The sequence below is a fragment of the Paenibacillus sp. SRL342 genome, from assembly GCF_984798905.1.
In genome coordinates this window covers 4,687,381-4,703,109 of record NZ_OZ481790.1, presented here as the reverse complement: position 1 = coordinate 4,703,109, position 15,729 = coordinate 4,687,381, and the positions used below count along the sequence as shown (strand labels likewise).

The 15,729-nt window shown below is 43.9% G+C and carries 10 protein-coding genes; 5 read left to right on the top strand and 5 right to left on the bottom strand.

The genetic code is table 11. The annotated features are described in order from the left end of the window. Nucleotides 1-6 precede the first annotated feature (6 nt). Nucleotides 7-867 carry a TIR domain-containing protein gene (locus tag AC4E8D_RS20695; protein ID WP_490205170.1) on the top strand — a complete coding sequence of 287 codons (861 nt, stop codon included), beginning with the start codon at nt 7-9 and terminating at the stop codon, nt 865-867. Nucleotides 868-1,286: 419 nt separating this feature from the next. Then, nucleotides 1,287-2,768 carry a hypothetical protein gene (locus tag AC4E8D_RS20690; RefSeq protein ID WP_490205169.1) on the top strand — a complete coding sequence of 494 codons (1,482 nt, stop codon included), beginning with the start codon at nt 1,287-1,289 and terminating at the stop codon, nt 2,766-2,768. Between the two features lie 278 nt (nt 2,769-3,046). Here AC4E8D_RS20690 and AC4E8D_RS20685 read toward each other — a convergent pair whose 3' ends face one another. Next, nucleotides 3,047-3,271 carry a helix-turn-helix domain-containing protein gene (locus AC4E8D_RS20685; RefSeq protein ID WP_490205168.1) on the bottom strand — a complete coding sequence of 75 codons (225 nt, stop codon included), beginning with the start codon at nt 3,269-3,271 and terminating at the stop codon, nt 3,047-3,049. 107 nt (nt 3,272-3,378) lie between these two features. Between AC4E8D_RS20685 and AC4E8D_RS20680 the strand changes: the two genes are divergently transcribed. Then, nucleotides 3,379-3,648 (top strand): DUF6809 family protein, encoded by a 270-nt coding sequence (locus tag AC4E8D_RS20680; RefSeq protein ID WP_406881081.1) that lies wholly within the window; start codon nt 3,379-3,381, stop codon nt 3,646-3,648. 142 nt (nt 3,649-3,790) lie between these two features. On the opposite strand, the gene AC4E8D_RS20675 is transcribed toward AC4E8D_RS20680, so the two are convergent. Both AC4E8D_RS20675 and AC4E8D_RS20670 read right to left on the bottom strand, forming a co-directional pair. Next, a complete protein-coding gene (locus tag AC4E8D_RS20675; RefSeq protein WP_449005385.1) occupies nt 3,791-5,152 on the bottom strand; it encodes a right-handed parallel beta-helix repeat-containing protein in 1,362 nt (453 codons plus the stop codon). Between the two features lie 560 nt (nt 5,153-5,712). Further along, complete coding sequence (locus AC4E8D_RS20670) at nt 5,713-7,305, bottom strand: catalase (RefSeq protein WP_490205167.1); 1,593 nt, start codon at nt 7,303-7,305, stop codon at nt 5,713-5,715. 205 nt (nt 7,306-7,510) lie between these two features. On the opposite strand from AC4E8D_RS20670, the gene AC4E8D_RS20665 reads away from it, so the two are divergent. After that, nucleotides 7,511-9,475, top strand: a complete 1,965-nt coding sequence (locus tag AC4E8D_RS20665; RefSeq protein ID WP_490205166.1) for an ATP-dependent DNA helicase — start codon at nt 7,511-7,513, stop codon at nt 9,473-9,475. 488 nt (nt 9,476-9,963) lie between these two features. Here the strand turns inward: AC4E8D_RS20665 and cysK are convergent, their stop codons facing one another. Then, nucleotides 9,964-10,920, bottom strand: a complete 957-nt coding sequence (cysK, locus tag AC4E8D_RS20660) for a cysteine synthase A (protein WP_490205165.1) — start codon at nt 10,918-10,920, stop codon at nt 9,964-9,966. A gap of 132 nt (nt 10,921-11,052) precedes the next feature. Then, on the bottom strand, nt 11,053-11,442 hold the full coding sequence (locus AC4E8D_RS20655; protein WP_221822199.1) for a YhjD family protein: 390 nt from the start codon (nt 11,440-11,442) through the stop codon (nt 11,053-11,055). 450 nt (nt 11,443-11,892) lie between these two features. Between AC4E8D_RS20655 and AC4E8D_RS20650 the strand changes: the two genes are divergently transcribed. Continuing rightward, complete coding sequence (locus AC4E8D_RS20650) at nt 11,893-15,456, top strand: S-layer homology domain-containing protein (protein WP_221822197.1); 3,564 nt, start codon at nt 11,893-11,895, stop codon at nt 15,454-15,456. The last annotated feature ends 273 nt before the right edge of the window (nt 15,457-15,729 follow it).

Below are 15,729 nucleotides of genomic sequence, written 5' to 3'. Positions count from 1 at the left end.
GTTATAATGTATTATTTAAATGATATTTTTTGTGAAAAAATAAGAATAAAAGAAACAAGCAAAACAAAATATTATCCGATTATTCAAACAATTGAAACAACAGTAAAAGAAATGCTCGCATATGCAAATACAAATGGAGGTTACATAATTTGGGGAGTTGATTACGATACAGAACTTGAAGTTATGGGACTCTCAAACGATCTATTCTTAGAAAATCGATTGAAAGAGTTAGTTAGTAAGCTTCCTGATGGGCTAAATTATACTATTAGTTCGTTTTCATACATTGGTCATGATTTGATTGGAATAATAGTTCATAAGTCACCACTAACATTATTATTGAATAATATTAAATATATTATGAAAGATAACAACTGCGTAATTGATAATCCAAAGATATTCATAAGCCATTCATCAAAGGATAAAAAATATGGTAAGGCGTTTGTTAGACTTATTGAAAGTCTTGGGGTAAGTAATAAAGATGTAATATTTACTAGTGATGACATACACGGCATCCCTTTAGGGCGAAACATCTTTGATTTTCTGAAAAATGAAATCAGTAATAATGCCCACATGGTGTATTTATTATCAGACAACTATTTTGATAGCCCTGCATGTTTAAATGAAATGGGAGCATCTTGGATAATAAAGAATGACTATACATTTATAGGTGTTCCAGAATTTTCATTTTCGAATCCTAAGTTTTCGGGAATTGCTATAGATATAAGGACTGTAGGTTTTAATATGAATAATAAAAGTCGATTAATAGAGTTCAGAGATATAATTTATAAAAAATTCAACATTCCAAGTATTGATGAACGAGTTTGGAATGAAAGATTAGATGAATATATTGATGAACTTAAGAAATAACTGGATCATATTTCAGTGAAAAATATTATTGGAATTAATGAAAAATAATGTTAAGTGAGACAGGAGGATTTTTCTATATTTGATACATGTTCCTATCTTTCTAAACCTCCGCTATTATTTGGTGAATCAATACTAAGAACATCTTTACGTAGCTCATTCCCGTTGAGCGGGATCATACCCAATGACAATACAATGATGAGCAAAGAAAAGTTTACTTATGAGTTGGATAAACATTATGTTATACGACAGAATTAAAAGAAAAAGAGAGTCGTAGGCTCTTTTTCAAGAGATATATTTTAATTAGTGTGTTAGGGCATAAAATAAAAAAAATAGAAACTTAGTTGGAGGCAATCATGCTATTAAACAGGCTATTCAGTATTCATGGGTTACATCGTCCAAGTAAAAATCAGGAGAAAAAGATGCGTAAATATATTGAGTCAAAAGTGTTTGATAATTTTAAGGCAGGATTATATACGGATTCGAAGGATGTAAACCAAATTATCCGTTATTGCTTTAATCTCTATATGGACATTATTCAATCAGAACTAAAAGGAATTTCATCGGGGCAACTCATACTAGATTTTTTAAATCAATATGACAGGACGATAATAATTCGGCAAGACACTAAAAACTTTTTGAATACAGATACAATGGAAGCTTGGAAATATCATGGTCCAATAATTAGAAGAGCAATTAAATTCATGATAGAACACGCTATTATGAACTATAGTAGTCAAGTTGCTGGAAGAGTGAAAAAGCAACAAATTGATAAATTGACAATTTGTACTGAAGAGTTAATTCGATTATCAATGCAAAGCGAGTCAACTTATGCCATATTCCCTGAACAAACCACTTTAGAACTAAAACAGAATTCAGAAATATATTATGATTTAAAAATTAATAATAGTGTCATTGAAAGTGGACTTAAATCACCTGGCTTTTTAAAATTATTAAATGGAAAAGCAATCATAGATTCAGATTTATCAGTTTTGAATGATTTGATGAAAGAGGACTTCTATGAAAAATTCAAAGCTGAATTAACTGATTTATGGAATGCTCTGGATAGATTGATTAACGAAGAATATAATGAAACTCGATACATAAAAAAAGAAATTATATTGGAGAAATTAGCGTTATATGCTGGTATTAGCAATGAAGATGCCTTTATTTTTTATGAGGGTTTATCTATTAATTCAGAAAAATTAGAGGCAGAAGGTCGTAATATTATTAATCCAAAGCAAGAAAAAAGATTACTGCGAAGATTTTTCATTGAAATTAAAATTGATAATGAGGAATATGTAACATGTAGCAAAGGTATGGCGAAGGAATGCAAACAACTATTCTTAAGAGGGCTATCATACAAAAAAATACCTTCTGAGTGGAATCCAGAAATGTTCAACAAAAGCATTGAAAAAGTAAATGAAAATTTGGGAATTTGGTTTGAAAATTTAGTTGAGGAAAAGCTAAAGGAGAATGCAGTTATTGGACGTAAAAATATAGAGGATAGGATTGGTAGTGATGATTATAAAATAGACATTCCAGAAGAAGTGGGTGAAATTGACTTTATCGGATTTGATTCGAAAAAAAATGAATTACTATTAATAGAGTGCAAAATAATTTCGCCAGCATTAGAACCAAAATATTTTCGTGATGATTATGATAAATTTATGAGGGATAGGAAGAAAAAACTAGGTTACAAGAGTCAATTCGAAAAAAAAATTGATTGGGTGAAAGATAACATTAAAGACGTCAAAAAAAGTTTCGGTTCCCAGATATCACTAAGTATTGATGATTCTAAACTTCGTCCGGTTTTACTAACTTTTTATCCGAGCATAATTGAAGGATTTATAACAGAGTTTGAAGTTTATACTTTAAGTGAATTTATTGAAACAAATTTTTAGACAATTAATAGAGCAAAAATTTCAAACTGTTCGATTCGCAAATCTTATAATGGTTTCTATAATATAAAATTTAAATATTTCCATATTTGGAGGGTGATATTGCGAATTTATGTAAGGGGATTATTTATTGGGAATAATTATTGATAACCCGCACGCACCCGTCATTGATGAGTTATTTGAATCAGTTCTGTATTATCATAATATTCGCTTTAACTGAGGCTTTAGCATTGCATTTGTATTGCTTAGCCTCAGTTTATTTTTGAAAAAACCAATTTCTTTTAACTTGAAGGATATGGCCTTCTTACATCCGTCCGATTCAAAAGATAATCTGTACTGGTCTGATGATAATCAGCCAGCTTTATCAATATAGCCGTTGGAATATCCAACTCACCACGTTCATAGTTGCTATAGACACGTTGACTACAACCGAGATAGGCGGCCATTTGTGTTTGGGATAAGTCTTTATCTTCACGCAGATTGCGTATACGAGCATACATGTTCATCACCTCACCAATACTATACTTTAGCGTGTTATCCGCTATTGATTTTTAGCGGAAAATCCGCTAAAGTATAGTGAGAATAGTTGGTAAAAAGACTAGGTGGGGATAACATGTCAAACCTGATCGAAGATTTGTTTCACGGGAACCTGAGGTTGGACGAGTCGATTCATCCTGAGCAAGCTGAGTATCAGGAGATCAATCGCCAGATATCGGACCTGATGCAGGACTACAAAACACAGCTTACGGGGAACGAGTACGATGCTCTGGAACAACTGATAGACTTAATCGGACAATCCACATCTATGTATGTGGAAGCAGCGTTTGAGCAAGGTTTTCGCACAGGCGGCAGACTGATGATTGAGGTTTTAGCCAAGCCGTGAGTATTTATCTATCTACCTCATAAGCCAGCGGCAGACAATACAAAGCAATTCAAAAATCCCCTCCTCCATTACCACCGATCAGGCTGGAATGGGGAGAGGGGACTTTGCTTTTAAATTATTCTTTTATCTTATTACTTACCACCTACCGCGCCCCAATATTCTTACCCGCTGGCGTACCGGACCCTACCAAATCACTGCCACCCGCAAGATTCAGAAAATTGCCCAAGACAGGTGTTCCGTCCGCGCTACGTGTTACCGAAGGCACGAGGGAGACAAAGTCGGCTGCGCTGGCGAGCAGGCCTTTGGCGTTCTCGCTTTTTTTGTTCTTCCACCAGACGTTGGTGCTGCTGACGTCGGTTCCGCTCGTTTTGTCACTGGCGCCACCTTGGAAGGACAGGTTGTTGGTGAAGATATGGGTGCCTTTATCGAAGGCAAAGTTGCTTTGCCCGTTGTTCCAGGAGGTGTTATTTTTCATCTGAATCGAACCGGGATTGCTGTTGTAGGTGAAGCCGTGCTTTTTGTTATTAAACGCAATGCTGTTCTCCACAATGTGATTCACCGCAATCTTCTCGCCGCCGAGCTTGAAGCCGTTGCCATCACTGTTGGAGGTAGAGGTGCCATCTGATGTTGCCCCGTTCGCATAGGCGATGCTGTTGCGGATCGTGACCGGGCCGATGGCGCCTGTATCTGTTTTGCTATACAGATCCCAGCCATCGTCCACGTTATAGGCCGCAATACAACCGTCGAAGACGTTGCCTGGACCTACGGTCAGTTTGGCCGCAAAACCGTCTGCATCCTCGCCGTCATCCGGATCATAGTTGTTGTGGGAGTAGGAACGAATCACTTCATTATATGCAGGCCATTCACTCTTGGCGGCTGTGGAAGCATAACGTCCCATTTGAATACCCGTATCCCGGTTGTGATGAGCTTCAATCTGCTCCAGACGGTTGTAACTACCTCCGATGAAGATGCCGTTGTCGCCAGCACCCTTCACCTCAAGCCCTTTGACGAACCAGTAGTCTCCGAACATTTGCAGTCCACGATTGGTGGAAGCGAAGGCCTGGGCTGAGAAATCAAATACCGGTTTTTCCGATCCATACGCCACCAGGTTTTTGCGCTGGCTCGTTGTGCCGCTATTGCCACGCTCAATGGTAATGGTTTCGGAGAAACTGTAAGTACCGCCGCGCAGATAGATGGTCTTGCCTGGGGCGATCTGGGTTAATGCGTTAGCCAGTGACGTAGGGCTGTTGATCGTACCCGGATTGCTGGCCGAACCGTTAGGAGACACATACAGATCACCCGCAGCAAGTGCGAGATTCGAAGTCGCCACCGATTCAGAGGGATTTTGCAAGCTGCTCTCGATCAGCTCTTCAGCACCAGCCGATCCACCACCAATCAATAATAGAGGGAACGCGGCACTCAGACAGATCTGGGCCATTTTCGATTTCAGAGAACGTTCGGATCGTACAGATGCATGAGTGGATGTAGATGGGAATAATTTCATTACGCAAACCTCCTTGGTTAATTGGGAATAGAATGAAGATCATGTGGTAGCCGTGTACCAGACCGTTACCCATGAGATAGGTCATGCCGGCTGGCTAGATGCAATCTCTAGGACACAGCTTTATGGTAAATGTTGTAAGCGTTATCATCAATAATCATCTGATCAGATGGAGGTACATGCAGGCAGGTCAGGCCTGCAAGCTTCCAATGCCTTTAATATCACGTGAATTATGTAATCTTTCCATTGGGTGATAGCTCTCATTTAACGAAGAATCATCTGAAATGAACGTATAGAAGTACACTTTTCCATCCCACGAGCACAAGTCTTACCTTCGATCCACTCATATGAACTTCTTTTAATTTAAAATACATAGCTGCATGCATCCTGAAGTGGAGATTACACTCAAGCTAGTCATGAAAAAGCCCTGATGGCAGTTGCAACCGGCAACTTGACGATCAGGGCTATGCTTAATCCAGAACGTAATCTGCATATCCAAAATACTCACATATACTAACGTTGTCAGACTCATCAATCATCAGTCTAAACGCTGTCAATCTACCTTAATAACCGTCCGTCTCACGACTGCGTTTCTCTGCTTGCTCGACACTTGGTTCATGTTTCGGTTGGACCGTTGCACTATCATCGGTTGGAACAGAGGCTAACCCTTCAGAGACGCGCCGACCGTAATCCGCATCCGCTTGGGTGAAGTAAGAGATCATGCGCTCCCGGATATCCGGTTTGCATTGCGCCAATGCGCCAACCATATTGCTGATCAGTTCATCCCGCTCCCAATCCTCGAATGCCCGGTACGTATCTCCTGCCTGACCAAAGTCATTCGTACGTTCAATCTTCTCGCGGACAAGTCGACCTTCCACCAATGGTTCATGTTCCTTGCCACGAGGGGTTGCTTCCTTTAAGCCACCAAGCGACGAAGGTTCGTAGTTCACATGCGGATTCTGACCCGGTGCACGATCCACTTGATACTGCATCTGCCCACCGCTCTGATTCGTCGCTACCCGGTTCTTCGGTGCATTCACAGGCAATTGCAGGTAGTTTGCACCCACCCGGTGACGCTGGGTATCTGAATAGGAGAAGGTGCGCCCTTGCAGCAGTTTGTCATCTGAGAAATCCAGCCCGTCCACCAGGACACCTGTCCCGAACGCCGCTTGCTCCACTTCATTGAAATAATCCTCGGGATTACGGTTCAACGTCATTTTGCCCACAGGTAGAAAAGGAAACTGGTCCTGCGGCCACAACTTGGTTGGGTCGAGTGGGTCAAAGTCCAGCTCTGGATGTTCGCCATCTTCCATCACCTGAACGCACAGTTCCCATTCGGGATAGTCACCTTGTTCAATAGCGTGATAGAGATCCAACGTCGCATGATTGAAGTTCAGTCCCTGAATCTCGGTCGCGTCTTTTTGCAGCAGGTTGCGTATCCCTTGATTGAGCGGTTCCCAGTGATATTTGATGAGCACGCCCGTGCCTTCCTGATTGACCCACTTGTATGTATTAACACCCGACCCTTGCATCTGCCGATAATTCGCTGGAATGCCCCATGGAGAGAAGAGGAATGTCACCATATGGGTAGCTTCAGGACTTAGCGATACAAAGTCGAAAAACCGCTCCATATCCTGTGCATTGGTCAACGGGTCTGGCTTGAAGGCATGTACCATATCCGGGAATTTAAGCGGGTCGCGAATGAAAAAGATTTTCAGATTGTTACCCACTAGATCCCAGTTGCCATCTTCAGTATAGAATTTTACAGCAAACCCGCGCGGGTCCCGAAGGGTCTCCGGTGAGTGCCCACCGTGAATAACGGTAGAGAAGCGAACGAAAACGGGCGTTTGTTTGCCTTTTTCCTGAAACAGACGTGCACGTGTGTACTTCGATACTGGTTCACTCCCGGCTGTTCCATACGCTTCAAATATGCCATGAGCGCCAGCACCGCGGGCATGGACCACACGTTCCGGAATACGTTCGCGGTCGAAGTGAGTAATTTTTTCGAGAAAATGATAGTTCTCCAGCGTAGTCGGTCCCCGACTGCCAACGGTTCGTACATTCTGATTGTCCGTAATGGGATGCCCTTGTCGATCCGTTAATGTCTCAGCTGATTTGTCTGAGGAATGCTCTGGTTGTGAAGACTGATGATTCATGGAGTGGAGCACCGCCTTTCCTTAAAGTGGATTCCTGTATATATTTTCCCTGAAAATTGGTTCTATACATTAAACCTCGCAAATAATCTCGTAAAAAAAGCTTGTCACCCGCTTCATCGCGTGAGATAATTAACTTTTGCCCTGCGGCCTTTTTTGAACGGAAAATGAAAGAGGACCGCGTCTAAGAATGGAGGCTGACCTAGGATTGTCTACACAACGTTATCCTTTTGCATATGATCCGGCTGAACCTTTTGTATCCCGTCTTGGGGAATGGGTTGCCGATGTTTTTTACGATATTTTGCCAGAGTTCGGCTTCGAGGTGCGGGATGAACAGATTTTTATGGCGTACCAGCTCGAACGGGCCTATGGAGATAAAAAGACCATTATGGCGGAGGCCGGTGTCGGAACAGGCAAGACGTTAGTCTATCTGCTCTACGCGGTCTGTTACGCACGTTATACGGGCAAACCGGCAGTGATCGCCTGTGCCGATGAGTCCTTGATTGAACAGCTTGTGAAGCCCGGCGGAGATATTGCCAAGCTGGCTGCACATCTGGACTTGGAAGTAGACGCACGTCTGGGTAAGTCACCGGACCAATACGTCTGTCTGAACAAATTAAGTGCGGTGCGATTTGCGGATGAGGATGCGCCTGTTATTGAAGAAGTGCATGAGAGTCTGCCGGATTTTGTGAACACGCCGGGTACACTTCAGGCCTTCCATCCGTATGGTGACCGCAAGCAGTATCCACATCTGAATGATCGTCAGTGGAACAAAATCAACTGGGATCCGTTCCAGGATTGTTTTGTTTGTCCTAAAAGACAACGCTGCGGCCTGACGCTGTCACGTGACCATTACCGTCGATCCAAAGACATCATCATCTGTTCCCATGATTACTACATGGAGCATGTGTGGACCTATGATGCGCGCAAACGTGAGGGCCAACTGCCCCTGCTGCCTGATCACAGCTCAGTTGTATTTGATGAAGGACATTTGCTGGAAGAAGCAGCCCTGAACGCACTGAGCTACAAGCTGAAACACCGCATCTTTGAGGAACTCGTCACTCGCCTGTTAGAAGGAGAGATTCGTGAATCCCTCGCGGAGTGTGTGGATGAAGCGATTGAGAGCAGTGAGCGACTGTTTGCGTTGCTGGATACGTATACGGTCGCGATCCCTGGTTCGGAACGGAAAGAAGTTCGGGTAGAGCCGCCACTGCTACGTGAGATTGAACGTCTGACGAGTGTGCTGGATGCAATCGGCGAAGAATTGGTATTTGAGAGCGGATTGTTCTCGCTGGATGGTTACCAGATGCGTGTCGTGGAAGAACATCTTGATATGATTCAGTCTGCGCTTGCCTTGTTCCGCAAGGAAGATGGTTACATCTGTTGGGCGGAAGAGAGCGAGGATGAGACGACCTTATCGATCATGCCGCGTACCGTGAAGGAAATGCTGAATGAGCGTGTGTTCAACACAGGTATTCCAATCGTGTTCTCCTCCGCAACGTTATCTGTGGACAGTTCATTCCGTTATGTGGCGGACAGCCTGGGCATTGATGATTTTGTATCATTCTCGGTGGCTTCCCCGTATGATTATGCGGACAAAATGAAGATGAAGATTACCGATGAAGCTATACCGGGTCACCCGGAGAACGAAAATCGTATGCGGGACGCGGTGTCCATGCTTCAGGAGAGTGGAGGACGTGCGCTGATTCTGTTCCGTACGATGGAAGAACTACGCGCATTCAAGCAGGACATCGTTCATGTACCTGAAGCAGAAGGTTTGCGCTTTATGTACGAAGGCGACCGGGAGATCAGTGATCTGATTGCGGCGTTCCAACAGGATGAGGAGAGTGTGCTGTGCTCCGTTAATCTGTGGGAAGGACTGGACGTTCCAGGCCCGTCATTATCCAATGTCATGATCTGGTCGCTTCCGTATCCACCACAGGACCCTGTCTTCAATGCAAAACGCAGTGCGTCGGCAGCACCATACGAAGAGATTGATCTTCCGTATATGCTCTTGCGTGTGAAGCAAGGTCTCGGACGTCTGATTCGGACAAGCACAGATTCTGGTTCCGCGGTCATTCTCGATGAATCGCTGTATACCAAAAAGGAAGCTAAAGACCGCATTGCGGCCCTGCTTCCTGAAGGTGTGGAATGGACAACCCTGACATACTAACCAGCTTACGTTAAATATTCTTGCTTTATTTTTGATGATAAAGTTTTTTGCCAAAATAAGTTCTTGTTCTCTGCGGATACACCATCCGTAAGTGAGCAAGGGCTTTTTTTGTTTTGATAGTTTCTCTAATGTACTTCGCTTCCCTTTTTTTCGAGGGATTTTCCCTCGCTCCTCGCTACCAATCGCTCCAACATTCTAACGAATCTACCGCACCTTATTAGAGTGATAATTAAGAGATGTGAATTCTAACGAATCTCAGTAACGTTATCCCGTCCGAAAATGGCTTTCAACCTGGAATCGACCGAATTTGGAGAAATAACGTCGATGTGATTCGTTACACGTCAGACCTGCGCAAGTAGGAGCGAATAGCGTGTGTCAGGTTCATTAGAACCAATGACCAAGGAGCGTTAATAAGGGAGGACCTCTGTCATGCTCATGACTTATGTGACATGGAGGCCCCTTTTTGATGTGTATAGATGTTTGCTGTGTTAAAAAATACCCATGCTCAGATACCGTTCCCCGATATCCGGCGCAATGCAGAGCACTCGGTGCCCCGGCCCCAGTTCCTTCGCGATGCGAAGGGATGCCCACACCGAAGCGCCAGAGGAAGGGCCGAGCAACAGCCCTTCCCGGGCAGCAAGCTGCCGCATCGTATCCAGTGCGTCCTCATCGGACACCTGGATGATGGCATCCCACACGTCGGTATTCAGGATGTCCGGAATGAACCCCGGACTTGTACCGACGAGCTTGTGTGGTCCGGGCTCGCCACCGGACAACACCGGAGAACCTTTGGGCTCCACCGCATAGATGCGGATATCGGGCAACTGCTTGCGCAGTTCCTCCCCGGTACCGGTAATGGTTCCGCCAGTTCCCGCCGTAGCGATGAAGGCGTCCAGCTTGCCTTCCATCTGCTGCATAATCTCGGGAGCCGTTGTGATCCGGTGAATGTCCGGGTTCGCCTGATTCTCGAATTGCTGCGGAATGAAACTTCCAGGAATATCTGCCTGAATTTCTTTTGCTTTGCGAATCGCACCAGGCATCCGCTCCGCAGCAGGGGTGAGCACCACATCTGCGCCGTAGGCTTTCAGAATGTTGATGCGCTCCTTGGACATATTGTCCGGCATAATCAGAATGGCTTTATATCCTTTGGCGGCGGCATTCATCGCAAGACCAATCCCGGTATTGCCGCTCGTCGGTTCAATAATGGTAGCACCAGGGAGCAAGTGTCCCGCAAGTTCAGCCTGAACGATCAGGTTGTAGGCGGCACGGTCTTTGACGCTGCCACTTGGGTTGAAGTATTCCAGTTTCACGTATACATCAGCAGAGTTGCTGCCTGTGAGTCTGTTCAGTTTAACGGCAGGTGTCTGGCCGATCAGTTCTGTTACATCTGCGGCAATGCCTGTATGTGCGGGTGTTTGTTTAATCGAATGTGTATTCAAATCCATGAAGTACAGCTCCTTGATTGATAAGACGTTGAGAGTATATCCAGTTTGAATTATTTCATGCCTTATTGGATGGTTGGATATCTCTTCTCCATCTTAATGAACGTAACCTTCTGTGGTCAACCCGTTCAATTGTCAAACCTGTTGTGTCAAATCCATCTGCAGATGGAGACTCAGCTCTTTTTTGACCTCATTGCGTGCAAATGTCCAGAGCATATAGAACCGTTGCATGTATCCCCTGCACAAATAAACGGTTTCGATGCCATCCTTTCCCCGCGTTTCCTCCAGAACTTTTACTCCACGGGTTTTCATCTGTTTGCGTAGTCCCAGCATCTCCTTAAGTACTTCGTTCTGAATGCGGGTGAGCGACAGAATATAGACCTCAGGCATTTTTAGAAGCAGGGTATCCAGAGTTCGAATATCCCGTTCCAGTACATCCAGCAAAAGCGTACGCACAACCATCCCCTTGATCAGACGATGATCTTCATCCGCAGGAGTTGGGGCTGAAGTGGAAGAGGAGGCCATATGTTCACTTCCTTAAACATAAATATATCGTTCTATTCCGGAACAAATGTTCCTGTTTATATTATAGTCAGCATATTCTTGAACCATGCAGGTTTCAACCTGAAAATATTTACATTCTCTCTTAAAGGTAGTTTGAATCATTTGAAAGCCCTTATGGGATAAGGAATATACGCAATTTCACATTATCGAAATGCAAAACATGAAGGAGAAGTTACTCACCATGTTTAGAGTTTGTTTATAGTAGCTCGTTATAATATCTTTAAAATTTCAAACCACATTGAAAGGAGTACTAATATTTTAAAAAATACATATTCAACAAGTGTACGTTGGATGAAAATACGACCAAAGTAGTAGATTAGCTCTCAAATAGATATGTAGGTTGCGACGGGAATCGAGCTGGATGAAGCAGAGTATCGCATTTAAATAGGAACGAACGGAAGGATGATAGTGATGAACAAGCGCTTACTGCAGCCTAAAAAACTGATAACGATGTTAATTGTGGTTGCTTTATTATTTGGAGGATTTCCAGGATTTCAGACGTTGGGCGTAGAACAAGCCCATGCAGCAAGTGGAACGTGGACAAATGTAGGAGAGGCTGGCTTAACATTAGGGCAGGCGGAGAATATTACGTTGGTTTTTGATCGGGAGGGTACGCCGTATACCGTATTTAAGGATGGAACCAAAGGCGGGAAAGCAACGGTTCTAAAATATGTTTCTGGAGCATGGCAATCCTTAGGTCCTGCAGGTTTCTCTACTGGCGAGATACATAACACCTCATCGCTCGCATTTGATTCTCATAATACTCCATACGCAGCTTATCAGGATGGTGATAATGGAAGTAAAGCAACAGTTATGAAATTTAGCGGAGAACAATGGGAGATTGTGGGTAGTGTTGGTTTTTCTGCAGGAGCTGCAGTTTACGTTACACTTGCTTTTAGTCCTGATGATACCCCTTACGTTGGTTACCGGGATCATGCTGCAAGTACTAAAGTGACGGTGAAAAAATTGAATGGAAATCAGTGGGAGACCGTTGGAACGGCCGGCTTTACGACAGGTGTTGCACTAGAGATGTCCAAACTTATTTTTGACGCTAACGGAATTCCTTATTTTGCTTTTAAAGATTCAACAAATAATAAATTGACTGTCATGCAGTTTGCAGGTGGCTCATGGAAAAATGTAGGAAATGCAGCATTTACAGCAGACTCAGCATCTTATCCGTCCCTAGCGTTTGGTCCGAACAATGTACCTTATGTTGCATTTCAAGACGGTTCTAAGAGTTATAAAGCAACTGTAATGAAACTGAATGGTAGCCAGTGGGAAGTGGTAGGGACTGCGGGATTCTCATCTGGAACACTCAACAGTATGTCTTTAGCTTTTGACCCACAAGGTGTGCCTTACACGGCTTTTAAAAATCTTGTTAATTTTAGCATGGAGCCACAAGGTGTGATGATGAAGCTGGACGGGAATCAATGGAATGTTGTTGGCGGAAAGCCGTATTCCGCAGGTTCGATTAACGAATCTTCCCTTGCCTTTGGACCGAATGGAATGCCTTATGTTGCTTATGCGGATGGCAGTCAAGGGAATAAAATGACTGTCATGACACTCTCTACGGAACATTCGGTGACTTACAATGCCAATGGTACGATCACGGGTAGTGTTCCGGTGGATAATCAGAAATATGAAAAAGATACAGCGGTGACAGTGCTAGATAACACAGGAGTGCTTGAAAAGGAAGATTATCAGTTCATCGGATGGAATACATCCGCAGACGGCAGTGGAACCAGCTACAGCGCAGCAGACACATTCTCCATGAATGATAGTGACGTTACGTTATATGCACAGTGGCAACCGCTTTATGTGAATATTGGTTTTGAATCCAATGGTGGATCGGAGGTTGCTGCTCAAAAGGTGGACTATAACAGCCCAGCAGTAAATCCGGATATTCCGGAAAAAGCAGGATATACGTTCTCGGGCTGGTATCAGGATAGCCAACTGCTTCAAGCCTTTGACTTCAATACGAATCTGACGCAAAATATTACACTGTATGCGAAGTGGAAATCATCGACAGCAACACTTTCCAGTCTGGTAGTGAGTTCGGGTCAGTTGACACCTGATTTCTCTGCAGATGAACTCGATTATCGCGTAGATGTGGAATCTGATGTGACAAGTCTAAACGTGTCCTTGGGCAAAGCAAATGACGGACAAGTAGTACAGGTAACAGGTGTTACAGATGAAACCGTGACGGATGGTATATACACATACACAGTTACGGATCTAGTATACGGCTCAAACCTTGTAAAGATTAATGTTCAGGCGGAGGACGGTACGAGTAACGACTATAAACTTAACATCAATCGAATTGACATCACCAATGCCAAGCTGAGTGAAATAACTCTACCGTCGATCACGTTAACTCCAACATTCAATCCAGATGTAGAAATTTATGAAGCGACGGTCAGTAGTTCCGTTAGCACGACTGAAATTAGCGTTAAACCCGATCAAACGGGAACCACAGTGAAAATTAATGGTATCAGCGGTAACAGTACAGTCTTGCAATTAGTCAGTGGTATGAACACAATTACGATCGAAGTGACTGCATTGGATGGAGTAAGCAAGAAAACATATACGCTGAACATCAAGCGCAATACTGATAGTTCAGGCGGGTCGGCTGGCAATGGAAACTCCGGAGGTTCCGGTTCTGGTGGAAGTAGTGCAGGTGCACCAGTGACTAATCCCATCGTAACTCCGCCATCCACAGGTGCTCAGGTACTTGTGAACGGTAAAGCCGAGAACGCTGGAAGTTTAGCGACTACTGAAGTGAACGGACGAAAGGTTGTAACCCTTTCAGTGGACGCAGCTCTCATTGCACAGAAACTTCAAACCGAGGGGAACAACGCCATTGTGACGATCCCTGTGACAGGTAATGGCCAAGGAGATCTGGTTATTGGTGAACTGACGGGGCAGACAGTCAAACTGATGGCTGACAAACAAGCCGTATTGGTGCTTCAAACGGATATTGCTTCGTACACGTTACCTGCACAGCAGGTTAATATTGAGAAGCTCGTGCAACAACTGGGTATGAATTCTGACAATTCCTTGGAGAACATCAAACTGCAAATTGAAATTACACAGCCGACAGAAGCAGTCATACAGACAGCACAATCAGCAGCTCAGCAAAATGGATATACTCTTCTGGGATCACCAGTTGATTTCAAAGTAACAGCCACCTTCGATGGCAAATCCGTGAGCGTGGATAAGTTCAATAGTTATGTATCGCGTACGATTGCATTAGCAGCGAACGTTGATCCAAATCAGATCACCACAGGTGTTGTAGTGGATGCAGAAGGAACTGTGCGCCATGTACCCACAAAAATTACACAGGTTAATGGGGTATACCATGCGCAGATTAACAGCTTGACCAACAGTGTGTATGCCGTTATTTGGCACCCGCATACCTTTACTGATGTAGCCCAACACTGGGCCAAGACAGAAGTGAATGATATGGGTTCACGTATGGTTATCGAGGGAATCACGGACACCACATTTGAACCGAACCGCGGTGTTACACGTGCAGAGTTCGCTGCTATCCTGGTACGTGGATTAGGATTAAAACCTGGAGAACTGCTTAACTCCTTTAACGACGTAAGTGGAAGCCAGTGGTACGCGGGTGCTGTGAACACAGCGTCCAGCTATGGCCTGATCGATGGATATGAAGATGGAACATTCCGTCCACAGGCACAGATTACTCGTCAGGAAGCGATGGCGCTCATAGCACGGGCTATGACAGTGACTGGAATGGAACCAGCTGCGTCTGCCGGGAACGTTCAGCAATGGTCTGATTACGCAGATGCTGAGCAAGTAGCAAGTTGGGCGAAGGAAGCAGTAGCATCGAGCATCTCCACTGGACTGGTGTCCGGACGTGGAAAAGATACCATTGCTCCGAATCAATTGATTACCCGTGCCGAAACAGCTGTGATTATACGCAGATTGCTTCAACAGTCTGGTCTGATTTAGACATCTCCAACTTATAGTACGAAATAATGACTAATGAAACAGGCAGCGCGAGGTTATGCGTTGCCTGTTTTTTTGTGTATGAAATTAAAGTCTACTCAACTTTTATTGAAATTCGTATAGGTCAAAATATATTTTTCTTTTTTTATTTACAGAACATATGTTCTTATATTATAATTGAAAATAGAAAGTAGTAGGAAAGACGTGAACTATTACGATCATTACTCGTTTTCTTTAGTTTGCTGAAAGCAACAAACAGGACAAGCCTGCTCCAAA